Origin of the sequence: Methylobacterium sp. Leaf88 (assembly GCF_001422795.1) — a bacterium.
In the GTDB taxonomy this organism is placed as follows: domain Bacteria; phylum Pseudomonadota; class Alphaproteobacteria; order Rhizobiales; family Beijerinckiaceae; genus Methylobacterium.
In genome coordinates, this window is sequence record NZ_LMMK01000004.1 from 1 (window position 1) to 21703 (window position 21703).

General features: G+C 67.0%; 33 protein-coding genes. 30 read left to right on the top strand and 3 right to left on the bottom strand.

Annotated elements, in window-relative coordinates; all coding sequences use genetic code 11:
- Positions 1-154: 154 nt before the first annotated feature.
- The 30 genes from rpsJ (at position 155) to rplQ (ending at position 17016) form a co-directional block, all read left to right on the top strand.
- On the top strand, positions 155-463 hold the full coding sequence (gene rpsJ / locus ASF20_RS01995; RefSeq protein ID WP_018044230.1) for a 30S ribosomal protein S10: 309 nt from the start codon (positions 155-157) through the stop codon (positions 461-463).
- Between the two features lie 50 nt (positions 464-513).
- Positions 514-1254 (top strand): 50S ribosomal protein L3, encoded by a 741-nt coding sequence (rplC, locus tag ASF20_RS02000; RefSeq protein ID WP_055949264.1) that lies wholly within the window; start codon positions 514-516, stop codon positions 1252-1254.
- Positions 1254-1874, top strand: coding sequence for a 50S ribosomal protein L4 (gene rplD / locus ASF20_RS02005; protein ID WP_056270306.1), 621 nt, complete (start codon positions 1254-1256; stop codon positions 1872-1874). The genes rplC and rplD overlap by 1 nt, the downstream gene beginning before the upstream one ends.
- Positions 1871-2167, top strand: a complete 297-nt coding sequence (locus ASF20_RS02010) for a 50S ribosomal protein L23 (RefSeq protein ID WP_018044227.1) — start codon at positions 1871-1873, stop codon at positions 2165-2167. Before rplD ends, ASF20_RS02010 begins: the two co-directional genes overlap by 4 nt.
- Before the next feature lie 27 nt (positions 2168-2194).
- Entirely contained in the window at positions 2195-3031 is an 837-nt protein-coding gene (rplB, locus tag ASF20_RS02015) for a 50S ribosomal protein L2 (RefSeq protein ID WP_056219866.1), read from the top strand.
- A gap of 5 nt (positions 3032-3036) precedes the next feature.
- Positions 3037-3315: a 30S ribosomal protein S19 gene (rpsS, locus tag ASF20_RS02020; protein ID WP_055949278.1), complete on the top strand. Its 279-nt coding sequence runs from the start codon at positions 3037-3039 to the stop codon at positions 3313-3315.
- Between the two features lie 2 nt (positions 3316-3317).
- On the top strand, positions 3318-3704 hold the full coding sequence (gene rplV / locus ASF20_RS02025) for a 50S ribosomal protein L22 (RefSeq protein WP_055949281.1): 387 nt from the start codon (positions 3318-3320) through the stop codon (positions 3702-3704).
- 10 nt (positions 3705-3714) lie between these two features.
- The gene (gene rpsC / locus ASF20_RS02030) at positions 3715-4455 is read left to right on the top strand and encodes a 30S ribosomal protein S3 (protein WP_055949284.1); all 741 of its coding nucleotides are present in this window, start codon (positions 3715-3717) and stop codon (positions 4453-4455) included.
- 47 nt (positions 4456-4502) lie between these two features.
- Positions 4503-4916 (top strand): 50S ribosomal protein L16, encoded by a 414-nt coding sequence (rplP, locus tag ASF20_RS02035; protein ID WP_055949287.1) that lies wholly within the window; start codon positions 4503-4505, stop codon positions 4914-4916.
- A gap of 11 nt (positions 4917-4927) precedes the next feature.
- Entirely contained in the window at positions 4928-5143 is a 216-nt protein-coding gene (rpmC, locus tag ASF20_RS02040; protein WP_056219869.1) for a 50S ribosomal protein L29, read from the top strand.
- 10 nt (positions 5144-5153) lie between these two features.
- A complete protein-coding gene (gene rpsQ, locus ASF20_RS02045; protein WP_056270312.1) occupies positions 5154-5414 on the top strand; it encodes a 30S ribosomal protein S17 in 261 nt (86 codons plus the stop codon).
- A 345-nt stretch (positions 5415-5759) separates the two neighbouring features.
- On the top strand, positions 5760-5975 hold the full coding sequence (locus ASF20_RS24790; RefSeq protein ID WP_056270315.1) for a hypothetical protein: 216 nt from the start codon (positions 5760-5762) through the stop codon (positions 5973-5975).
- Positions 5976-6107: 132 nt separating this feature from the next.
- Positions 6108-6389 carry a hypothetical protein gene (locus ASF20_RS24795; RefSeq protein WP_056270319.1) on the top strand — a complete coding sequence of 94 codons (282 nt, stop codon included), beginning with the start codon at positions 6108-6110 and terminating at the stop codon, positions 6387-6389.
- A gap of 254 nt (positions 6390-6643) precedes the next feature.
- Entirely contained in the window at positions 6644-7012 is a 369-nt protein-coding gene (gene rplN, locus ASF20_RS02060; protein ID WP_018044219.1) for a 50S ribosomal protein L14, read from the top strand.
- Complete coding sequence (gene rplX / locus ASF20_RS02065; RefSeq protein WP_056219883.1) at positions 7012-7326, top strand: 50S ribosomal protein L24; 315 nt, start codon at positions 7012-7014, stop codon at positions 7324-7326. The genes rplN and rplX overlap by 1 nt, the downstream gene beginning before the upstream one ends.
- Positions 7319-7885, top strand: coding sequence for a 50S ribosomal protein L5 (gene rplE, locus ASF20_RS02070; RefSeq protein ID WP_056219886.1), 567 nt, complete (start codon positions 7319-7321; stop codon positions 7883-7885). The genes rplX and rplE overlap by 8 nt, the downstream gene beginning before the upstream one ends.
- A gap of 40 nt (positions 7886-7925) precedes the next feature.
- On the top strand, positions 7926-8231 hold the full coding sequence (gene rpsN, locus ASF20_RS02075; protein WP_056183527.1) for a 30S ribosomal protein S14: 306 nt from the start codon (positions 7926-7928) through the stop codon (positions 8229-8231).
- Between the two features lie 12 nt (positions 8232-8243).
- The gene (rpsH, locus tag ASF20_RS02080) at positions 8244-8639 is read left to right on the top strand and encodes a 30S ribosomal protein S8 (protein WP_055881679.1); all 396 of its coding nucleotides are present in this window, start codon (positions 8244-8246) and stop codon (positions 8637-8639) included.
- Between the two features lie 24 nt (positions 8640-8663).
- Positions 8664-9197, top strand: coding sequence for a 50S ribosomal protein L6 (rplF, locus tag ASF20_RS02085; protein WP_055949306.1), 534 nt, complete (start codon positions 8664-8666; stop codon positions 9195-9197).
- 12 nt (positions 9198-9209) lie between these two features.
- Positions 9210-9572 carry a 50S ribosomal protein L18 gene (gene rplR / locus ASF20_RS02090; protein WP_056219889.1) on the top strand — a complete coding sequence of 121 codons (363 nt, stop codon included), beginning with the start codon at positions 9210-9212 and terminating at the stop codon, positions 9570-9572.
- Positions 9573-9665: 93 nt separating this feature from the next.
- Positions 9666-10253, top strand: a complete 588-nt coding sequence (rpsE, locus tag ASF20_RS02095) for a 30S ribosomal protein S5 (protein WP_056270322.1) — start codon at positions 9666-9668, stop codon at positions 10251-10253.
- A 12-nt stretch (positions 10254-10265) separates the two neighbouring features.
- A complete protein-coding gene (gene rpmD / locus ASF20_RS02100; protein ID WP_055949314.1) occupies positions 10266-10457 on the top strand; it encodes a 50S ribosomal protein L30 in 192 nt (63 codons plus the stop codon).
- Between the two features lie 11 nt (positions 10458-10468).
- Positions 10469-10972 carry a 50S ribosomal protein L15 gene (gene rplO, locus ASF20_RS02105; RefSeq protein ID WP_056270324.1) on the top strand — a complete coding sequence of 168 codons (504 nt, stop codon included), beginning with the start codon at positions 10469-10471 and terminating at the stop codon, positions 10970-10972.
- A gap of 148 nt (positions 10973-11120) precedes the next feature.
- Positions 11121-12458, top strand: a complete 1338-nt coding sequence (secY, locus tag ASF20_RS02110) for a preprotein translocase subunit SecY (RefSeq protein ID WP_056219895.1) — start codon at positions 11121-11123, stop codon at positions 12456-12458.
- A 113-nt stretch (positions 12459-12571) separates the two neighbouring features.
- Positions 12572-13174: an adenylate kinase gene (locus ASF20_RS02115; RefSeq protein WP_056219898.1), complete on the top strand. Its 603-nt coding sequence runs from the start codon at positions 12572-12574 to the stop codon at positions 13172-13174.
- A 246-nt stretch (positions 13175-13420) separates the two neighbouring features.
- The gene (rpsM, locus tag ASF20_RS02120; protein WP_019904471.1) at positions 13421-13789 is read left to right on the top strand and encodes a 30S ribosomal protein S13; all 369 of its coding nucleotides are present in this window, start codon (positions 13421-13423) and stop codon (positions 13787-13789) included.
- A gap of 169 nt (positions 13790-13958) precedes the next feature.
- On the top strand, positions 13959-14348 hold the full coding sequence (rpsK, locus tag ASF20_RS02125; protein ID WP_055949325.1) for a 30S ribosomal protein S11: 390 nt from the start codon (positions 13959-13961) through the stop codon (positions 14346-14348).
- Between the two features lie 45 nt (positions 14349-14393).
- A complete protein-coding gene (locus ASF20_RS02130; protein ID WP_056270326.1) occupies positions 14394-15269 on the top strand; it encodes an MBL fold metallo-hydrolase in 876 nt (291 codons plus the stop codon).
- A 120-nt stretch (positions 15270-15389) separates the two neighbouring features.
- Positions 15390-16409 (top strand): DNA-directed RNA polymerase subunit alpha, encoded by a 1020-nt coding sequence (locus tag ASF20_RS02135; protein WP_055949333.1) that lies wholly within the window; start codon positions 15390-15392, stop codon positions 16407-16409.
- A 196-nt stretch (positions 16410-16605) separates the two neighbouring features.
- On the top strand, positions 16606-17016 hold the full coding sequence (gene rplQ, locus ASF20_RS02140) for a 50S ribosomal protein L17 (protein ID WP_055949338.1): 411 nt from the start codon (positions 16606-16608) through the stop codon (positions 17014-17016).
- 73 nt (positions 17017-17089) lie between these two features.
- Here the strand turns inward: rplQ and ASF20_RS02145 are convergent, their stop codons facing one another.
- From ASF20_RS02145 to cheB, 3 genes are read right to left on the bottom strand one after another with little or no spacing between them, the layout of a single operon-like run.
- A complete protein-coding gene (locus ASF20_RS02145; RefSeq protein WP_056270329.1) occupies positions 17090-18946 on the bottom strand; it encodes a response regulator in 1857 nt (618 codons plus the stop codon).
- 2 nt (positions 18947-18948) lie between these two features.
- Entirely contained in the window at positions 18949-20655 is a 1707-nt protein-coding gene (locus ASF20_RS02150) for a response regulator (RefSeq protein ID WP_056219906.1), read from the bottom strand.
- Positions 20652-21695, bottom strand: coding sequence for a chemotaxis-specific protein-glutamate methyltransferase CheB (gene cheB / locus ASF20_RS02155; RefSeq protein ID WP_056270332.1), 1044 nt, complete (start codon positions 21693-21695; stop codon positions 20652-20654). The genes ASF20_RS02150 and cheB overlap by 4 nt, the downstream gene beginning before the upstream one ends.
- Between the last annotated feature and the right edge of the window lie 8 nt (positions 21696-21703).

The following is a 21703-nucleotide window of genomic DNA, read 5'->3' on the forward strand; positions in this document are numbered from 1 at the left end:
CTTCGCCATCCGTGAAGGCGGACGCACCGTCGGCGCAGGCGTCGTCGCCGCCATCAACGAGTAATCGTCCGTCCTCACGGTCACGTCTGCAGGGAACGATTGAGGGGCGGGTCCTCGCGCCCGCCCCCCCATTGCCCCGCCAAGGTTTCAGGTCATGAACGGTCAGAATATTCGTATCCGCCTCAAGGCGTTCGACCATCGCATCCTCGATGCGTCGACCCGCGAGATCGTCTCGACGGCCAAGCGCACCGGCGCCACCATCCGTGGCCCCATCCCGCTTCCGACGCATATCGAGAAGTTCACCGTCAACCGCTCGCCCCACATCGACAAGAAGTCGCGCGAGCAGTTCGAGATGCGCACCCACAAGCGCGTCCTCGATATCGTCGATCCGACGCCCCAGACCGTGGACGCGCTGATGAAGCTCGACCTCGCCGCCGGCGTGGACGTGGAGATCAAGCTCTAAGTCCCGCGGGGATTTAGAGCTTACCGTAGAATCGCGCGAGGGAGACACCTATGCGCTCAGGCGTCATCGCACAGAAGGTCGGCATGACCCGCATCTTTACGGATGCAGGCGAACATGTCCCCGTCACCGTGCTTAAAATCGATCAATGTCAGGTGGTTGCCCACCGTACCGTCGAGAAGAACGGCTACGTCGCCCTTCAGGTCGGCGTCGGCAAAGCCAAGGTGAAGAACGTTTCGGCTGCCGAGCGCGGCCGGTTCGCAGTCGCCAAGGTCGAGCCCAAGCAGAAGCTCGCCGAGTTCCGCGTGTCCGAGGACAAGCTGATCCCGGTCGGCGCGGAGATCACGGCCGATCACTTCATCCCGGGCCAGTTCGTCGACGTGACGGGCACCACCACGGGTAAGGGGTTCGCCGGCGGCATGAAGCGCTGGAACTTCGGCGGTCTGCGCGCCACCCACGGCGTGTCCATCTCGCACCGTTCGATCGGTTCGACCGGTGGCCGCCAGGACCCGGGCAAGACCTTCAAGAACAAGAAGATGCCCGGCCATATGGGCGTCGACCGGGTCACGACCCAGAACCTGCGCGTCGTGCGCACGGATCCTGAGCGCGGCCTCATCCTCGTCGAAGGCGCCGTTCCCGGCGTCGCCGGCGGCTGGATTCAGATCCGCGACGCGGTGAAGCGCAAGCTCCCCGCGGACGTTCCGCAGCCTGGCAAGTTCCGTGAGCAGGGCGCATCCGCTCCCGCCACCGAAGCGCCGGCTCCCGAGGCTCCCGCTTCCGAGGAGAACGCGTGATGAAGCTCGATATCACCACGCTCGATGGCGCCGGTGCCGGTTCCGTCGATCTGGATGAGACCATCTTCGGTCTCGAGCCCCGCGTCGACCTGCTCCAGCGCATGGTTCGCTGGCAGCTCGCCAAGCGCCAGGCCGGCACCCATGCGGTCAAGAACCGCTCGGATGTGAACCGGACGCGCAAGAAGCTGTACAAGCAGAAGGGCACGGGTAACGCTCGCCACGGCGCCGCTTCCGCTCCGCAGTTCCGCGGCGGTGGACGCGCCTTCGGTCCGGTCGTGCGCAGCCATGCCCACGACCTGCCCAAGAAGGTCCGCGCGCTCGCCCTGAAGCACGCGCTGTCCGCGAAGGTGAAGGATTCCACCCTCATCATCGTCGACGACGTGAAGCTCGCCGAGGGCAAGACGAAGTCGCTCGTCGAGCGCTTCGAGAAGATGGGCCTGTCCAGCGCCCTGATCATCGGCGGTGCGGAAGTGGACGTGAACTTCGCACGTGCCGCTCGCAACATCCCGCAGATCGACGTGCTGCCGATCCAGGGCATCAACGTGTACGACATTCTGCGTCGCGAGAAGCTCGTGCTGACCCGCGCAGCGATCGATGCGCTGGAGGCGCGTTTCCAATGAGTGCCGATCCGCGCCACTACGACATCATCGTCTCCCCGGTCATCACCGAGAAGGCGACGAACCTCACCGAGCAGAACAAGGTCGTGTTCCGGGTTTCCCCGAAGGCGACCAAGCCGCAGATCAAGGAAGCGGTCGAGAAGCTGTTCGACGTCAAGGTCACGGGCGTGAACACGCTCGTCACCAAGGGCAAGAAGAAGATCTTCCGCGGGCTTCGCGGACAGCGCTCGGACGTGAAGAAAGCGATCGTGACCCTCGCCGAGGGTGAGACGATCGACGTCACGACCGGCCTCTGAGACAAGTCGGGTTAAGGATTACCACCGATGGCCTTGAAGACATTCAAACCGGTCACGCCGAGCCTTCGCCAGCTCGTGCTTGTCGACCGCCGTGAGCTCTACAAGGGCAAGCCGGTCAAGAAGCTCACCGAGGGCAAGTCGTCGTCCGGCGGCCGCAACAACCTCGGTCGCATTACAGTCCGCTTCCGCGGCGGCGGTCACAAGCGCACGCTCCGCAACGTGGACTTCAAGCGTCGCGAGCAGATGGGCGTGTCCGCCACGGTCGAGCGGATCGAGTACGATCCGAACCGCACTGCGTTCATCGCCTTGATCGCCTTCCCCGACGGCACGCAGAGCTACATCCTGGCTCCGCAGCGCCTGTCGCCGGGCGACAAGGTGGTGGCTGCCGAGCAGGTCGACATCAAGCCCGGCAATGCCGGTCCGGTCGGCAACATGCCGGTGGGCACGATCGTCCACAACGTCGAGCTCAAGATCGGCAAGGGCGGCGCGATCGCCCGCTCCGCGGGCAACTACGCCCAGATCGTCGGCCGCGATCAGGGCTACGTGACGCTGCGCCTGAATTCAGGCGAGCAGCGTCTGGTCCACGGCCAGTGCTTCGCCAGCGTCGGCGCGGTGTCGAACCCGGACCACATGAACATCTCGCTCGGCAAGGCCGGCCGCAATCGCTGGCTCGGCAAGCGTCCGCACGTTCGCGGCGTTGCCATGAACCCGGTCGACCACCCGCACGGCGGCGGCGAGGGACGCACTTCGGGCGGCCGTAACCCGGTCACGCCTTGGGGCGTTCCCACGAAGGGGAAGAAGACCCGCTCGAACAAGCGGACCGACGTCTTCATCCTGTCCAGCCGTCATAACCGTAAGAAGTAACGCCCATGGCACGCTCGCTCTGGAAGGGGCCGTTCATCGACGGCTACCTCCTCAAGAAGGCTGAAGCCGCTCGCGGTTCCAGCCGTAACGAAGTCATCAAGATCTGGAGCCGCCGCTCCACGATCCTGCCGCAGTTCGTTGGGCTCACCTTCGGTGTGCACAACGGGCAGAAGCACATCCCGGTCTACGTCTCCGAGGAAATGGTCGGCCACAAGTTCGGCGAGTTCTCGCCGACCCGCACCTTCCACGGTCACGCAGCCGACAAGAAGTCGAAGAGGCGCTGATCATGGGCAAGCCCGCCACTCCCCGCGCGCTCCCCGAGAACGAGGCTCAGGCCGTCGCGCGCATGCTGCGCGTCAGCCCACAGAAGCTCAATCTCGTCGCGCAGCTCATTCGCGGCAAGAAGGTCGACTCGGCTCTGGCCGATCTCGAATTTTCCCGCAAGCGGATCGCCCGCGAGGTTAAGAAGTGCCTCGAGAGCGCCATCGCCAATGCCGAGAACAATCACAACCTGGACGTCGACGATCTCGTCGTCTCCCAGGCCTTCGTCGGCAAGGCTCTCGTGCTCAAGCGTTTCCACGCTCGTGCCCGTGGCCGCGGCGCCCGTATCCTGAAGCCCTTCGCGAACCTCACCATCGTGGTGCGCGAAGTCCCGACCGCCGAAGCGGCGTGAGGAGGACCTGATGGGCCAGAAAGTCAATCCGATCGGTCTGCGGCTCGGTATCAACCGGACCTGGGACTCCCGCTGGTTCGCCCAGAAGGGTGAATACGCCAAGCTCATGCACGAGGACGTCGCGATCCGCGCCGCCCTCATGAAGCAGCTCAAGCAGGCTGCCGTCTCGAAGATCGTCATCGAGCGTCCGCACCGGAAGTGCCGCGTCACCATCCACTCGGGCCGTCCGGGCGTGGTCATCGGCAAGAAGGGCGCCGACATCGAGAAGCTGCGCAAGCTGGTGGGCACGCTCACCAAGGCCGACGTGACGATCAACATCGTCGAGGTGCGCAAGCCCGAGATCGACGCCACCCTGGTGGCCGACTCGATCGCCCAGCAGCTCGAGCGCCGCGTCGCCTTCCGTCGCGCCATGAAGCGCGCCGTTCAGTCGGCGATGCGTCTCGGTGCCGAGGGCATCCGGATCAACTGCTCGGGCCGGCTCGGCGGCGCCGAGATCGCGCGCCAGGAGTGGTACCGTGAGGGCCGCGTGCCCCTGCATACCCTCCGCGCCGACGTCGATTACGGCGTCGCCACCGCCTTCACGACCTATGGGACGTGCGGCATCAAGGTGTGGGTGTTCAAGGGCGAGATCCTCGAGCACGACCCGATGGCACAGGATAAGAAGGCGCAGGAAGAGGGTGGCCGTTCGGGCGGCCGTCGCGAGCGCGATGGTGAGGGTGGCCGCGAGCGCGGCCGGCGCGAACACGCCTGACGGCGCGTTCGTGACCCCGTCACCCAGAAAGGTGTTGAGAGGCTGCCATGTTGCAACCCAAGAAGACCAGGTTTCGTAAGCAGTTCAAGGGTCGCATTCACGGTGCGGCCAAGGGCGGCTTCGACCTCAACTTCGGGACCTTCGGCCTGAAGGCCGTCGAGCCCGAGCGCATCACCGCGCGCCAGATCGAAGCGGCCCGCCGCGCGATCACCCGTGAGATGAAGCGCCAGGGCCGTGTCTGGATCCGGATCTTTCCGGATGTCCCTGTCACGGCCAAGCCCACCGAAGTCCGCATGGGCTCCGGTAAGGGTGCACCCGAGTTCTGGGCTGCCCGCGTGCATCCCGGACGTATCATGTTCGAAGTCGACGGCGTGGCCGAGGACGTTGCGAAGGAGGCCCTGCGCCTCGGCGCGGCGAAGCTCCCGATCCGCACGCGCGTCGTTCAGCGCATCGCTGATTGAGGGAGGGGATCATGAAGTCGTCGCAGAGACAGTCGGATCTGGCCGCCCTGTCACCCGATCAGCTGACCGATGAGCTGTTGAACCTGAAGAAGGAGCAGTTCAACCTGCGCTTCCAAGGCGCCACCGGTCAGCTTGAGAACGTCGCGCGCGTCCGCGAAGTCCGCCGCGATATCGCCCGCGTTCGTACACTCCAGCGTCAGAAGACGCTGAAGTCGGCGCAGGCCTGAGGAGTACACCATGCCGAAGCGCGTATTGCAGGGCGTCGTCGTCAGCGACAAGGGCGAGAAGACCATCGTCGTGAAGGTGGAGCGTCGCTTCACCCATCCGGTGATGAAGAAGACCGTCCGTCGCTCGAAGAATTACCACGCTCATGACGAAGCCAACGTCGCCAAGGTCGGCCAGACCGTGTCGATCGAGGAGTGCCGTCCTTTCTCGAAGACCAAGACCTGGCAGCTGGTGTCCGGCGCCACGTCGGAGGCTCCCGCCGCCGAGGCGTGAACCGACAGCACCGGAACTTCCAAATACGGGCGCAGGCTTCTGCGCCCGTTTTTTCGTGCCGTATTGCTCGGGGGAGCGCATGATTGCGGTCCCGTCCGGCATCACCCGCATCGCTTAAGGATAGCGGTGGAAGTCCTCGTGGCTCTTTTCGGAGCGGAGCAGCTCGACGGGATCGTCAGCGCGCGCCGGCAATTCGGCATCCCTCTCCGGCCGGACCTGCAGACCGCGATCGTCGCCGAGGTCGCATTGCCAGCCCAGGACTGCTGGGGGTGCACCAGGTCTCCGATCAGCTGCCCCTGACGAATTCCGAGCCACCTTGTTTGGTAGCACGGCCAAGCCTTCTCCATGCTTCCGCTGCAGGGTCGCGACACGGACGTCGGTGAAGCCGAGCTGTTCGCGGCCCTCGACAATGGGCTCCGGCTCGTCAAGGTCACGGATCGACCCGTGGTGGTGCTGTTTTCGCAATACAGCATCCTTCGAGAGATCGAGCTCTCGCAGGTCGAGATCGTGAACCTGCCTGACGTCGAATCGTTCGAATTTGCGCGGGCTTTCCCTGCGTGATTCGGGCCGCGGGGGCAACCGTCCCGACGAGATTAAGGACGCCCTTGTGTCGCGTCCGGGGCGCGCAGACAAGGCCATCGAGATCGTAGATCCGGATACGGCTCGCAGGGGCCGGCTCGTCGCACTCTATGGGTGTCCCTGGAGTGCGAGGAAGGCGCGATCGACGAGGCGCTCGCATTGTCGGGCGGCCGGAGCGCCGCCTTCGTGAAGGAGACGGCCCGGCTCCTGGCCCAGAGTTTCTCCTTTGCGGGGCGGGACGATATGGTGGACCGAGCGACTATCTTGGATGTCCTCGGCGAAGCCGCCGGCAGCGCAAACCGGATCGGCCGCCGGATCACCGGCCCGTCGAATACCTTCAAGCTCACCGAACGCGCCGGAGTGCCTGTCCCGGACGGGTGCGGGGAAGATCTCTGAGCCCCCGGCACGGTTTGGGTCCGCGCGTGTTCGGCCTTGCGTCCTGCAGTTCGCTGGTGTAGTGGGCATGCCTTCGCGACAGTTGAGAAGGGTGTTCGCGCCTTTCGAACGCGGTGACCGCGCCGGTGTCCAAAAACACCGATTGCGCGGTGCTTCATATGAGCCGGGGACATCAGATCCCCCTCAGGCGTCGTCCGCCGGGCAATACCGTCCGCGTGCGGAAACCCGCCTGAAACAAAGAAAGGTCACTGCCCGTGATCCAGATGCAGACGAATCTGGACGTCGCCGACAACTCGGGTGCACGCCGTGTGATGTGCATCAAGGTTCTGGGCGGGTCGAAGCGTAAGTATGCCGGCGTCGGCGACATCATCGTGGTCTCGGTCAAGGAAGCGATTCCACGGGGTCGCGTGAAGAAGGGCGACGTCATGAAGGCGGTCGTCGTGCGCACCGCCAAGGAAGTGAAGCGTGCCGACGGTTCGGTGATCCGCTTCGACAAGAACGCCGCCGTTCTGATCAACAATCAGAAGGAGCCGATCGGGACCCGTATCTTCGGACCGGTGCCCCGCGAGCTGCGCGCCCGCAATCACATGAAGATCATCTCGCTCGCGCCGGAGGTGCTGTGATGGCCGCTAAGGTCAAGAAAGGCGACAAGGTCGTCGTCCTCACCGGTCGCGACAAGGGTCGCTCCGGCGAGGTCATCCAGGTTCTCCCGAAGGAAGATCGCGCGTTCGTACGCGGCATCAACCTCGTGAAGAAGCACCAGAAGCAGACGCAGAACCAGGAAGGCGGCATCGTCTCCAAGGAAGCTGCGATCCAGCTCTCGAATCTCGCGTTGCAGGACGCGAACGGCAAGCCGACTCGCGTGGGTTTCCGCATCCTCGAAGACGGCCGCAAGGTCCGCTTCGCCAAGACCACGGGGGACCAGATCGATGGCTGAGAAGAATGCTGACGGGTACACCCCGCGCCTGCGCAAGCACTACGACGAAGTGGTGCGCCAGAAGCTGATCGAAGAGTTCGGCTATAAGAACCCCATGCAGGTTCCGGTCATCGAGAAGATCGTGATCAACATGGGCGTCGGCGAGTCGACGGCTGATTCGAAGAAGGCGTCCGTTGCCGCCGGCGACCTGGCCCTCATCGCCGGCCAGAAGCCGGTCATCACCAAGGCCCGCAAGGCCATCGCGACCTTCAAGGTGCGCGAGGGCATGCCGATCGGCTGCAAGGTCACGCTGCGAAAGCAGCGCATGTACGAGTTCATGGATCGCCTAATCACGATCGCGCTCCCGCGCGTCCGCGATTTCCGCGGCCTGAACCCGCGCTCCTTCGACGGCAACGGCAACTACGCGCTGGGCCTCAAGGAGCACCTCGTGTTCCCGGAGATCTCGTACGACAAGGCCGAGGCCACCTGGGGCATGGACATCGTCATCCAGACGACGGCCCGCACCGATGCTGAGGCGCGCGCGCTCCTCACGCAGTTCCGATTCCCGTTCCGGCAGTGAGCCCCCGTTAGGGTCTCAGACGCGGACACCGGAGAGAGAAATGGCAAAGAAAAGCTCGATCGAGAAGAACAAGCACCGCGAAGCGCTGGTGAAGCTCTACGCTCCCAAGCGCAAGGCGCTGCTTGCCACGGCGAATGACGAGTCCCTCGAGATGGAGGAGCGCTTCGAGGCGCGCCTCAAGCTCGCGGAGCTGCCCCGCAATTCGTCCCCCACCCGCATCCGCAACCGCTGCGGCATGACCGGCCGTCCGCGCGCTTTCTATCGCAAGATGGGCATCTCGCGCATCGCGCTGCGCGAACTCGGCAACCAGGGTCTGATCCCCGGTCTCGTCAAGTCGAGCTGGTAAGGAGCAACCACCATGGTCAACGATCCCGTGGGTGATATGCTCACCCGCATCCGCAATGGTCAGCAGCGCCGCCGCAACGTCGTCCAGACGCCCGGCTCCCGCCTGCGTGCCAGCGTCCTCGACGTCCTCAAATCCGAGGGCTACATCCGCGACTACGCGACCACGGATTACGGCAACGGCCGCACCGAGTTCGCCATCGAGCTGAAGTACTACGACGGCCAGCCCGTCATCCGCTCGATCCAGCGCGTGTCGAAGCCCGGCCGCCGCGTCTACTCGTCGGTCGGCGAGTTGCCGCGCGTCGCCGACGGTCTCGGCGTCACCATCGTGTCCACCCCGCAGGGCGTCATGGCCGACCACGAGGCGCGCGAGCGCAACGTCGGCGGCGAAGTGCTCTGCAAGGTGTTCTGATCTCGGACTTGGAGGAATAAGGCGATGTCTCGCGTAGGCAAGAAGCCCGTTCCCGTCCCGTCCGGTGTGACGGCCACGGTGACCGGTCAAACGGTGAAGATGAAGGGCTCCAAGGGCGAGCTCCAGTACGTCGTTCCCAACGTGGTCGACGTGAAGTTCGAGGACGGCGCCGTCTCGGTGCAGCCTAAGAACCAGACCAAGGAGGCGCGCTCGCTCTGGGGCACCTCCCGCGCTCAGGTGGCGAACCTCGTCGAGGGCGTCTCCAAGGGCTTCGAGAAGAAGCTCGAGATCACCGGCGTGGGTTACCGCGCCGCGATGGCCGGCAAGGCTCTGAAGCTCTCGCTCGGCTACAGCCACGACATCGAGTACGAGATCCCCGCGGGGATCACGATCGCGGTGCCGAAGCCCACCGAGATCGTCATCTCCGGCATCGACCGGCAGGTGGTCGGCCAGGTGGCCGCCGAGATCCGCGACTATCGCGGTCCCGAGCCCTACAAGGGCAAGGGCGTGAAGTACGCGGGCGAGTTCATCTTCCGCAAGGAAGGCAAGAAGAAGTAAGGGCCGCCGAACATGTCACGCAAAATCGATGCACTCGACCGCCGCAAGGCGCGTGTGCGCCGCGCGCTGCGGGCGGCGGCCAATGGACGGCCCCGGCTCTCGGTGTTCCGTTCCTCGAAGCAGATCTACGTTCAGGTGATCGACGACGCCGCGGGTAAGACCCTCGCGTCGGCCTCGAGCCTCGACAAGGATCTCCGCACCGGCCTCAAGACCGGTGCCGACGTCTCGGCCGCCCAGGCCGTCGGTAAGCTCGTCGCCGAGCGCGCCAAGGCTGCGGGCGTCACCCAGGTGATCTTCGATCGCTCGGGTTACCTCTACCACGGGCGCGTCAAGGCTCTCGCCGATGCCGCCCGCGAGGGTGGCCTCGAGTTCTAAGATTGGCGGAGGAGGGCGGCGCCCGCCGCTCTCCGTTCCGGACGATTCAAGCGAGCGGGTCCGCCACCCGCGTCAGTGAGATGGATATTCAGTATGGCACGTGAACGTGAAGGCGGTGGCCGCGGCCGCCGCGATGAGCGCGAGGAGCGCGACAGCGAGTTCGTGGACAAGCTCGTCCACATCAACCGCGTGGCCAAGGTGGTGAAGGGCGGACGTCGCTTCGGCTTCGCCGCGCTCGTCGTCGTGGGCGACCAGAAGGGCCGCGTCGGCTTCGGCCACGGCAAGGCCCGTGAGGTTCCCGAGGCGATCCGCAAGGCGACCGAAGCCGCCAAGCGCGGCCTCGTCCGCGTTGCGCTCCGCGAAGGTCGTACCCTGCACCACGACGTCTACGGTCGTCACGGCGCCGGCAAGGTCATCCTCCGCGCCGCCCCCCAGGGAACCGGCATCATCGCCGGCGGCCCGATGCGCGCCGTCTTCGAGACGCTGGGCATGCAGGACGTGGTGGCCAAGAGCCTCGGCTCCTCGAACCCCTACAACCTCGTGCGCGCCACGTTCGAGGCGCTCAAGAACGAAGACAGCCCGCGCTCCGTCGCGGCCCGTCGCGGACTCAAGGTGTCGGGCCTCCAGGCCCGGCGCCGTGATGCCGATCCGTCCGACATGTCCGAAGCCGCCGTCGCGTAAGGGGAGGGTCCAATGGCACAGAAGACTCTCCGCATCGAGCAGATCGGGTCTCCGATCCGCCGCGAAGGCGACCAGCGCGCGACGCTGATCGGCCTCAAGCTCAACAAGCTGCACCGGGTTTCCGAGCTGGAGGATACCCCCTCCGTGCGCGGCATGATCCGCAAGGTGCAGCACCTCGTGCGCGTCCTTGGCGACGCGGCCTGAGGGAGGGCATCATGAAACTGAACGAACTCCGCGACAACGACGGCGCCACCAAGAACCGGATGCGCGTCGGACGGGGCATCGGCTCCGGCAAGGGCAAGACCGCAGGACGCGGCGTGAAGGGTCAGAAGGCCCGCACCGGCGTTTCCATCAAGGGCTTCGAGGGTGGCCAGATGCCGCTGCATCGTCGCCTTCCGAAGCGCGGCTTCAACAACCTGTACTCCACAGACCTGAACGAGGTGAATCTCGGTCGCGTCCAACAGGCGGTCGATGCCGGCCGGATCGAGGCGGGCGCCACCGTCACCGTCGAGACGCTGATCGCCGCCGGTATCTGCGCCCGTGCCCGTGACGGCGTGAAGCTCCTCGGCGTAGGCGAGCTCACCACCAAGCTGACCTTCGAGGTCACCCGCGCGTCGAAGTCGGCGATCGAGGGTGTCGAGAAGGCTGGCGGGTCGGTCACCGTGACCTACGGCGACGGCGTCTCCACCCGTGGCAAGCCTGCCCGCGTGGTTGCGTAGTCACGCGACTGACTTTAAGTCGAAGCTCTGAGCGGCGGCCCGTGCGACCTCGCGCGCGGCCGCCGTTCCCGTTTTTTTCAGGGAGCGGCCTCTTCTCGCCGGAGAAGACGACCCGCCCTCATGTGATCCATCTCTAGGAACCGGTGCCATGGCCTCAGCCGCCGAGCAGCTTGCCGCGAACCTCAATTTCGGGGCCATCGCCAAGGCCGACGAGCTCAAGAAGCGCATCTGGTTCACGCTGGGTGCGCTCATCGTGTTCCGCCTCGGGACCTACATCCCGATCCCGGGCATCGACCCGGAACAGTTCGCGCGGAACTTCCAGCAGCAATCGGGCGGCGTGCTTGGGCTGTTCAACATGTTCTCCGGCGGTGCCGTCGAGCGCATGGCGATCTTCGCGCTCAACATCATGCCCTATATTTCGGCCTCCATCATCATCCAGCTCCTGACCTCGGTGATCCCGAGCCTCGAGACGCTGAAGAAGGAGGGTGAGTCGGGCCGCAAGGTCATCAACCAGTACACCCGCTACCTCACGGTGGTGCTGGCGCTGGTGCAATCCTGGGGAATCGCCTTCGGCCTCCAGGGATCGAGCGCGGCCATCGAGCCCGGTCCGTTCTTCATCCTGTCTACCGTCATCACCCTGACGGGCGGCACGCTGTTCCTGATGTGGATCGGCGAGCAGATCACTTCGCGCGGCATCGGTAACGGCTCCTCGCTGATCATCTTCGCGGGCATCGTCGCCCATCTTCCGGTGGCGATCGTCGGCGCCCTGGAGCTGAGCCGCACCGGTGCGCTTTCCTCGGCCGTCATCCTCGGTATGGGCGTCGCCGCCGTCGCGCTCGTCTATTTCATCGTGTTCATGGAGCGCGCGCAGCGCCGCCTGCTCATCAACTATCCGAAGCGCCAGGTCGGCAATCGGATGTACGAGGGCCAGACCTCGTTCCTGCCGCTGAAGCTTAACACCGCCGGCGTCATCCCGCCGATCTTCGCCTCGTCGCTGCTGCTCCTGCCCGCCACCGTGGCGAGCTTCTCGGCCAATAACGGCGGCACCGGAATCCTGGCCACGATCACGACCTATATCGGTCACGGCCGGCCGCTCTACATGGTGCTCTACGCCGCCCTGATCATCTTCTTCGCGTTCTTCTACACGGCCGTGGTCTTCAATCCCGAGGAAACGGCAGACAACCTGAAGAAGCATGGCGGCTTCATTCCCGGCATCCGCCCGGGTGAGCGGACCGCGGCCTTCATCGACAAGGTCCTGACACGGATCACCCTGATCGGGGCGCTGTACCTGACCTTCGTCTGCCTGGTGCCCGAAATCCTGGCTTCGTATTCCTCGGCCGCCATCGGCTTCGGCGGCACCTCCCTGCTCATCGTGGTCTCCGTGACGATGGATACGGTGGCGCAAATTCACGGGCACCTGATGGCCCATCAGTACGAAGGCCTCGTCAAGAAGGCGAAGCTGCGCGGGGCGACCCGCCGGCGCTGACGGGAACGCGCGGCGGCCTTCAGGGCCGCCGCGGCCCTTGCTAGAGTTTCGAAAGCCGGCGCCGAGCAGGATCGCCGGATATCCAAGCAGACCGGACCTGAGGAAACGACACCATGCGCATCATCCTGCTTGGGCCGCCCGGCGCGGGGAAGGGGACGCAGTCCGAGCGGATCGTGGCACGGTATGGCATTCCTCAGCTCTCCACCGGCGACATGCTGCGCGCGGCCGTCGCCGCCGGCACGCCGGTGGGCCTACAGGCCAAGAGCGTGATGGAATCCGGTGGCCTTGTCTCCGATGCGATCGTGGTCGGGATCGTGGCCGATCGCATCGAAGAAGCGGATGCCAAGCCCGGCTTCATCCTTGACGGTTTCCCCCGCACGGTGGAGCAGGCCAAGGCCCTCGATGCGATGCTGTCCCAGAAGGGCATCGCACTCGACACCGTCATCGAGTTCGCCGTGGACGAGGAGGCGCTGGTGGGCCGAATCGCCAAGCGCGCCGAGGAAACGGCGGCCCGCGGTCAGCCCGTGCGCAAGGACGACACGCCCGAGGTCTTCAAGACCCGCCTCGACGCATATCGGAAGCAGACCGCGCCCCTGTCCGACTACTATGCCGGCACCGGCCTTCTGCAGACCATCGACGGCATGAAGCCGGTCGATGCCGTCACCCAGGATCTGGTGACGATCCTGGACCGCCACACCGCGTCGGCGGAGTCCTGACCGGACCTTCCCGGCGCGGCCACGGAGCCGAGATCGAGCCGGGCTCGCCGCTTTATCAGGGTTGACACACCCCCCGGCCCGCGCTAGTGGGCCGGTCTTCGTTCAGAGGAAGTGGGTCCGGATCGCCTCTCCAAGAGGCCGATGCGGGCCGATTTGTCGTTTTGGACGGCGCGCAGGGGCCGGTCTCCACCGGACGCGCGTGACACTCGGCCCGGCCTCAGGTCCGGCGCCTCATGGAGAGACACCTTGGCTCGTATCGCTGGCGTTAACATCCCGACCAACAAGCGCGTCGTCATCGCGCTGCAGTACATTCACGGCATCGGCCCCAAGAAGGCCGAGGAAATCACCGGCAAGGTCGGGATCCCTGCCGAGCGTCGCGTCAATCAGTTGACCGACGCCGAGGTGCTGTCGATCCGCGAGACCATCGATCGCGACTACATCGTCGAGGGCGACCTGCGCCGCGAAGTCTCGATGAACATCAAGCGCCTCATGGATCTCGGCTGCTATCGTGGCCTGCGCCACCGCCGCAACCTGCCCGTCCGCGGCCAGCGCACGCACACCAATGCGCGCACTCGCAAGGGCAAGTCCAAGCCGATCGCCGGCAAGAAGAAGTAAGCCTCTCGCTTTGGAGGTCGTGCCGCGCGCGGCCTCCCGACCATCGCGCCCGGTGAACCGTGCGCGTCAGCCCGCGCCGCGGCCCGGCAATCGAACACCGCGCCCTCCGCATCGCAGAAGACTCCCGAGCGCCTGGAATGACGGGCGCGCCTGAAGGACGAAAGTACACATGGCCAAGGAAACCACTCGCGTCCGTCGCCGCGAACGCAAGAACATCGTCTCGGGCGTCGCGCACGTGAACGCGTCGTTCAACAACACGATGGTCACCATCACCGACGCCCAGGGCAACACCATCTCGTGGTCGTCCGCCGGCGCCATGGGCTTCAAGGGGTCGCGCAAGTCGACCCCGTACGCTGCCCAGGTCGCGGCCGAGGATGCCGCCCGCAAGGCCGCCGAGCACGGCATGCGCACACTCGAGGTCGAGGTCTCCGGTCCGGGTTCGGGTCGTGAGTCCGCCCTGCGCGCGCTGCAGGCCGCCGGCTTCACCGTCACGTCGATCCGTGACGTGACGTCGATCCCGCACAACGGTTGCCGTCCGCGCAAGCGTCGTCGCGTCTGAGCCGACGCCGTCGCGAACTTTTTGGGGCCTGTTACGGAGACACGCGTGTCGAATGCTCAGAATCCGCTTCCGGGTGTGCTGCGGTGGAGCTTGGGTGATCTGACGATCACGGTGATGAATGACGGCTACCTCCAGGGGTCGCTGGATCTCGTCACCGGGATCGATCGTGCGGAGGCCGGCGCCCTACAGGCCGCCGGCTTTCGCGCGCAGGATCCCCGGATCACGCTCAACGCCTTCCTGATCACGGGTCCCGGGCGCAACCCGCTCCTCATCGACAGCGGGATGGGCCATTTCGGTGGCCCGTCCCTCGGTCGCGTTCCGGCGGCCCTCGCGGCGGCCGGCATCGCGCCGGATAGCATCGAGACCGTGCTGCTGACGCACCTGCATCCCGATCATGCCGGTGGCCTGATCCGGGAAGACGGTACGGCAGCCTATCCGAATGCCGAACTCGTGGTTCATGCCGACGAAGCCGCGCACTGGCTCGACGACGGCGCGCTTTCGCGGGCGCCGGACGAGGCGAAGCCGTACTTCGACATGGCGCGCCAGGCCACCGCCCCCTACGGGCAGCGTCTGCGCACGATCACGGGCGGCAGCGTGGCACCGGGTATCGAGGCAATCCCGCTGCCGGGCCATACGCCCGGCCATACCGGCTACCGCATCACGTCGGGCGACGCGTCGCTTTTGATGTGGGCGGACATCGTTCACCTGCCGGCGATCCAGTTCAAGCAGCCGGAAGCCGGTATGGTCTTCGACGTCGACGGGGATCAGGCACGCGCCGTGCGTCGCCGGATGCTCGACGCCGTCTCAAGCGACCGGACCTTCGTGGCGGGCGCCCATCTGGAGTTTCCGGCTCTGGGCTACGTCGCCCGGGACGGGGCCGCCTACAGTTTCGTTCCGGAGCTCTGGGTCGCAGCCCAGTAACGGTCCGCGCCCGACGCGGACGCATCAGTTTCCAGCCCGCCGGGCGCCGATGGCGCGGTGTCGACGGGCAATGCGTGGACCACCCATGTGGCCCGCGCCGATCTTGCGAGAGGTAGCATCGTGGTCATTCAGAAGAACTGGCAAGAGCTCATCAAGCCGAACAAGCTCCAGGTCTCGACCGGGCACGACCCCAAGCGGGTCGCCACCGTCGTCGCCGAGCCCCTCGAGCGCGGCTTCGGCACCACGCTCGGCAACTCGCTGCGCCGCGTGCTGCTGTCCTCGCTCCAGGGCGCGGCCGTGACGTCCGTGCAGATCGACGGCGTGCTGCACGAATTCTCCTCGATCCCCGGCGTGCGCGAGGATGTCACCGACATCGTCCTCAACATCAAGACGATCGCCATCCGCTCGCAGACCGAGGCCCCCAAGCGCCTGACCCTGCGCAAGACCGGCCCCGGCGTCGTCACCGCCGGTGACATCGGCACGGTGGGCGACGTCCAGATCCTGAATCCCGACCTTGTGATCTGCACGCTGGACGACGGCGCGGAGATCCGGATGGAGTTCACCGTCGCCACAGGCAAGGGCTACGTCCCGGCCGAGCGCAACCGTCCCGAGGATGCGCCGATCGGCCTGATCCCGGTTGATGCGCTGTTCTCGCCCGTCACGAAGGTGTCCTACCGCATCGAGACCACCCGCGAGGGCCAGGATCTCGACAAGGACAAGCTGACGATGACGATCGAGACCAACGGCGCCGTGTCGCCCGAGGATGCCCTGGCCTATGCCGCACGCATCATCCAGGACCAGCTCCAGGTGTTCGTGAACTTCGAGGAGCCCCGCAAGGAGGAGGCGCAGCCGCTCGCGCCGCAGCTTCCCTTCAACCCGGCCCTGCTCAAGAAGGTCGACGAGCTCGAGCTCTCGGTGCGTTCGGCGAACTGCCTGAAGAACGACAACATCGTCTACATCGGCGACCTCATCCAGAAGTCCGAGGGCGAGATGCTGCGCACCCCGAACTTCGGCCGCAAGTCGCTCAACGAGATCAAGGAGGTCCTCGCTGCGATGGGCCTCCACCTCGGCATGGACATCCCCGGCTGGCCGCCGGAGAACATCGAGGATCTCGCCAAGCGCTTCGAAGAGCATTACTGAGGCGGGCCGCCTCGGCCATTTCGTGGCGGCGCATCTCGGCGCCGCCGGTTCGGCCGACACCATCGGGGTTCGCTCGACGCGAACTCCGACACGAATCCCGCCGCGGGGTCATGCGGAATGAACAGCCCCGAAGAGTGATTCGGAGGGGCGCTTGGCCGTACCGTGGCACGGCGGCCATCAACCAAGGACAGCCATCATGCGTCATGGATTTCGCGGTCGTCGTTTCAACCGCACCACCGAGCACCGCAAGGCGATGTTCGCCAACATGTCGGCCGCGCTGATCAAGCACGAGCAGATCGTCACCACCCTGCCGAAGGCCAAGGACCTGCGTCCGGTCATCGAGAAGCTGATCACCCTCGGCAAGACCGACAGCCTGCATGCGCGCCGCCTCGCCATGTCGCAGATCCGCGACGAGGCGATGGTCCGCAAGCTCTTCGCCGTGATCGGCCCGCGCTACAACACCCGCCCGGGCGGCTACTGCCGCATCATGAAGGCCGGCTTCCGCTACGGCGACAACGCCCCCCTGGCGGTCATCGAGTTCGTCGACCGTGACGTCGACGCGCGCGGCAAGGATTCCGGCCCGGTTCTGGTGGACGACGCGGCGTAAGCCACGCCTCCTTTCGATGACGACCAAGGCGGCCTCCGGGCCGCCTTTTTCGTTGCCCGGACGACGCCGCGTCTCAGGCGGCCCGGTCGAGGAGACGCGAGACCTCCGCCGCGAGATCGGCGGATTCGAAGGGCTTGCGCAGCACCGGCAGGTCTGCCGGGATCGGGATCGCCTCGGCATGGCCGGTGACGATCAGCACGGGCACGTCGGACCAGCGTGCGCGCACAATCTCGGCGAACTCCACCCCTGTCATGCCCGGCATCGCCAGGTCGGCGACCACGAGGTCGAAGGCTCCCTGTTCCATCAGCGAAAGGGCGGACGACCCGTCGCTGGCCTCACGCTCGGTGTAGCCGAAGCTCGACAGGAACGAGGCCGTCACGTGACGGACCTCCGGGTCGTCGTCGACGACGAGGATGCGCGCCGCCCGGGCGGCCGGCGTCGCGGTCCCCGGCACCGCCACCTCGTCGGGACCCGCCGATTCGACCCGGGGCAGGATGATCTGGACGCGGGTACCTTCCCCCGGGGCACTCTCGATGCGCAGGCGCCCGTGGGATTGCTGGGCGAGGCCGAAAACCATGGCGAGGCCGAGGCCCGTACCCTGGCCCACTGCCTTCGTGGTGAAGAACGGCTCGCAGACCCGCGCGAGGATCTCCGGGGCGATGCCGCTGCCCGAATCGGCGATCTCGACGGACAGGTAGGCGCCGGCCGGCAAGTCCGGATCGTCGTCCAGCACGAGGCTGCGGGTGGCGACGACGATCCGCCCGCCTTCGGGCATGGCGTCGCGGGCATTGATGCAGAGGTTCAGGATCGCGAGTTCGAGCTGGTCCGGATCGACGCAGGCGGCCGGCGCCTCCGGGGCGAGGATCGTCTCGACGGTGACGAGGCCCCCGAGACTGCCGGCAAGCAGATCGTGCATCCCGGTGATGAGCTCGTTCACGTCGACGGCGCGCGGGCGCAGGTCGCGGGAGCGGCTGAAGCTGAGGAGGCGCTTGGTCAGGGAGGCGCCGCGCTGAGCCGCCTGCATGGCGTTGCCGACGAGGCGCTGGACCCGCGGCTGGTCGGCGACCTTCGGCGCCACGAGTTCGAGGCTGCCGAGGATCGCCATCAGCAGGTTGTTGAAGTCGTGGGCGATGCCGCCGGCCAGGGTTCCCAGCGCCTGCATCTTGTCCGACTGCCGGAGGCGCGCCTCCAGGGATTTCTGGTCGGTGACGTCGCGTTCGATGGTGGCGAGATGGGTGATCTCTCCGCCCGCGTCGCGGATCGGCACGCGGGTGACGTGGCGCCAGCGCTCGGCCCCGGTCGCCCCCTCGGCGACCAGGCTGTCGCTCGGCTCGCCGGCCGCGAACGCGGCGGCATCCGCGCTCCGGATCGCTGCGCCGTCGCCCAGGATCGCCTCCTCGGTGCGTCCGAGGCAGCCGGCGACGTCGCCGCCGAGACCCGCGGCCTTGCGGGCGTTGAGGCGCACGAAGCGCCCCTCCGCATCCTTGAAGGAGATCGCATCCTCGGCATTGTCGAGGAGCCCGCGCAGGAGCGCCCGTTCCGTCGCGAGGTCCCGCCCGAGCTGATGCCGCTCGAAGGCCTGGCGCACGGTGTTGCGCAGGAGGTTCGCGTCCCAGGGCTTGGTGGCGTAGCCGGTGATGCCGCCCTGGTTCAGGGCCGCCACCACCGCGCTCATATCGGCGTAGCCCGTGAGCAGGATGGCCTGGGCGTCGTGGACTTTGCGCGCCTCGGCCAACATGGCGTCGCCTGTCATGCCCGGCATGCGCTGATCCGAGAGGATCACGGCGATGTCCGGGTTGATGGCCAGCATCCGCAGCGCCTCGGCCGGCTTCGTCGTGGTGAGGACGCGGTACTGGTCCTCGAACAGGTCCTCGAGGGCGATGAGGATGTCCGGTTCGTCGTCGACGGCGAGGATCGTGCCCTGTGACATGCTCAACCCGTCTGTCGTGGGATGCCGATGACGAAACAGGCCCCACCTCCGGGAGCGGCCTCGACGCTGAGCGTGCCGCTATGCGCCTGCACGACACTGTAGGCAATCGCGAGGCCGAGACCTGTGCCGGACCCGACGGGTTTCGTGGTGAAGAACGGCTCGAAGATCTTCTCGCGCAGCGTCTCCGGGATGCCGGACCCGGTGTCGTTGATCCGGATGATGTCGGTGTCGGGGAGACTGCGCGTCTCGATGGTGATGGTGCCGGAATCGGGCATCGCGTCCGCGGCGTTGCCGAGGATGTTCATGACGACCTGGTTGAGGAGGGCCGGCGTGCAGTGGATCTCCGGCCGGCCCGCGAAATCCCGCACGACCGCGATCCGGTCGCCGAGCTTGTGCTGGATCAGGGCAAGCACGGTCTCGATCGCCTCGGGCACGTGCACCAGGGTGCGCTCGCCCTCGTCTAGACGGGAGAACTTGCGCAGGTTGAGGACGAGGTCCTGGATGCGGGTCAGGCCCATGCGCATGGCCCCGACCCGGTCGCTGCACTTCCTGAGCCGGCGCGGGCTGTCGGGCGAATCCGGTTCCGCGACGACCTCGCCGAGGATGCGCTCCACCGTTCCCTGGTGGGCGAGGATGAAGGCGAGGGGATTGTTGATCTCGTGGGCGATGCCCGCCACCAGCTCACCGAGAGAGGCCATCTTGGCCGCCTGGACGAGCTTGGCCTGCGCGTCGGTGAGCTTGCGGTTGGCGGTGGCGAGATCCGCGTTGGCCTGCTCCAGGGCCCCGGCCAGGGCTGCGCGCGCCTCCGCCGCCTCGGCCTCGGCCCGGGCCCGCTCCAGGGCCCGCTCACGGGCGCCGAACTCGCCCGCGATGCGACGGTTGTCCTCCTCCAGGAGCTTCCGGCGCACGAGGCTGCGCACCCGCATCACCAGGATCTCGCCGTCGGATTTCGAGACCACGTCGTCGGCGCCCGCGGCGAAGGCCTCCACGAGGAAGTCCTTGGCCGGGCTGGATCCGGCGATGCCAACCACCTGGAAGGTCGGGGCGCCGGCCTCCCGGCCCGCGAGGCCGGCATTGCGGTGGTCGCTGATCGCCCGGCAGAGGGCGAGGCCGTCATAGGTCGTGGCGAGGAGGTCGATCGTCACGCAGTCGAAGGCGGCGCCCGCCGCCTCCAGGGCTGCGATGGCGGCGGCGTGGCTGTCCGCGGTGGTAACCTCCTGCCCCTCATGGGCGAGGAGGCCGGCGAGGAAGGTCCGGTAAGTGGCGCTGGCATCGACCACGAGGACGCGCCCCCGGCGGAAGGCGGAGACGCCGGGCCCGTCGCTGCCGCCCATGCGCTCGCGTAGGAGGGCGCGGATACGGAGCACAAGGAGGTCGCGATCGGCGGATTTCGCCACGTAGGCATCGGCGCCGCTCTCCAGTCCCTGGCGCTCGCCGTCGCGGGCGCCGGTGAGCATCAGGAGGGGCAGGGCGCGGGTGCGGAGGGAGAGCCGGAGCTGGCGGGCGAATTCGTCGCCGTTCATGCCGGGGAGATGATGGTCCGCCACCACGAGGTCGGGCAGGCGGGTGTTGAGTTGGTCGAGGGCCGCCTCGGCCGTAGCGCAGCGCTCCACCGCGAAGCCCTTCGACTCCAGCAGCAGCCGCAGTTCCAGCGCCTGGGTCTCGGAATCCTCGACGAGGAGGAGACGGGGTGGGGTGGCCTCGGTCACGGCGCGGCCTCTGCCACGCGAGCCAGATGGGCGGCGATCCGGTCCAGGGGCAGCACAGTGCCGGCAGCCGAGAGGCGGATCGCGGCGGCCGGCATGCCGAACACCACCGCGGTGCTCTCGTCCTCGGCGACGGTGAGCCCCCCGGCCCGACGCATGTCGAGGAGGCCGAGAGCCCCGTCCTCGCCCATCCCGGTCAGCAGCACGCCGATGCCCCGCGCACCGGCATGCCGGGCGACGGAGCGGAACAGGGCCGTGGCGGCCGGGCGCTGGCCGCCAACCGGGGCGGCATCGCTGATCCGCAGATGGCCGCCGCCGCCGAGCTCCAGGTGCCGGTCCCCCGGTGCCACGTAGACGCGGCCGGCCTCGGCCCGTTCGCCCTCACGGGCCAGGGCGACCGGCAGCCCGACGACCCCGTTCAGCCAGCTGGCGAAACCCTCCATGAAGGCGGGACCCATGTGCTGGACGACCAGGACAGGAAGGGAGAAACTTGCCGGCAACGCGCCGATGACCCGGGCGAGGGCGGGCGGCCCGCCGGTCGAAGCGGCGATGGCCAGGACGCTGGCGGCTTCCGGCACCTTGAGGGCGGCGGCCAACGGCGGCGGCGCGGCGACGCGACCGGCCCATTCCGAGCCGATCGGCCGGCGCCGGATCACCGGCACGGCGGCCATGATGCGCAGCTGCGTGCAGATCTCGTTCGCGGCGGCGTCGTAGCCGGCATTGGTGGTGGCCACCGGCTTCTCCACCACCGAGAGCGCCCCGGCCCGCAGGGCGTTCATCGAGATGCGCAGGGAGGAATCTTCGATCGCGTCGGCGATGACCACGATCGGGGTCGGGCGCTCGGCCATGATCCGCCGCGTCGTCTCCAGGCCATCGATGCCCGGCAGACGGATATCCATCGAGACGACGTCCGGGCGGACCTGGCCGATCGTCGCCAGGGCCTCCTCGCCGGAGGCCACGGCCGCCACGACCTCCAGGCGCGGATCCCGGCCGACGATGTGGATGAGGAGCTGCCGCACCACGAGGGAATCCTCGACCAGCATCACCCGCA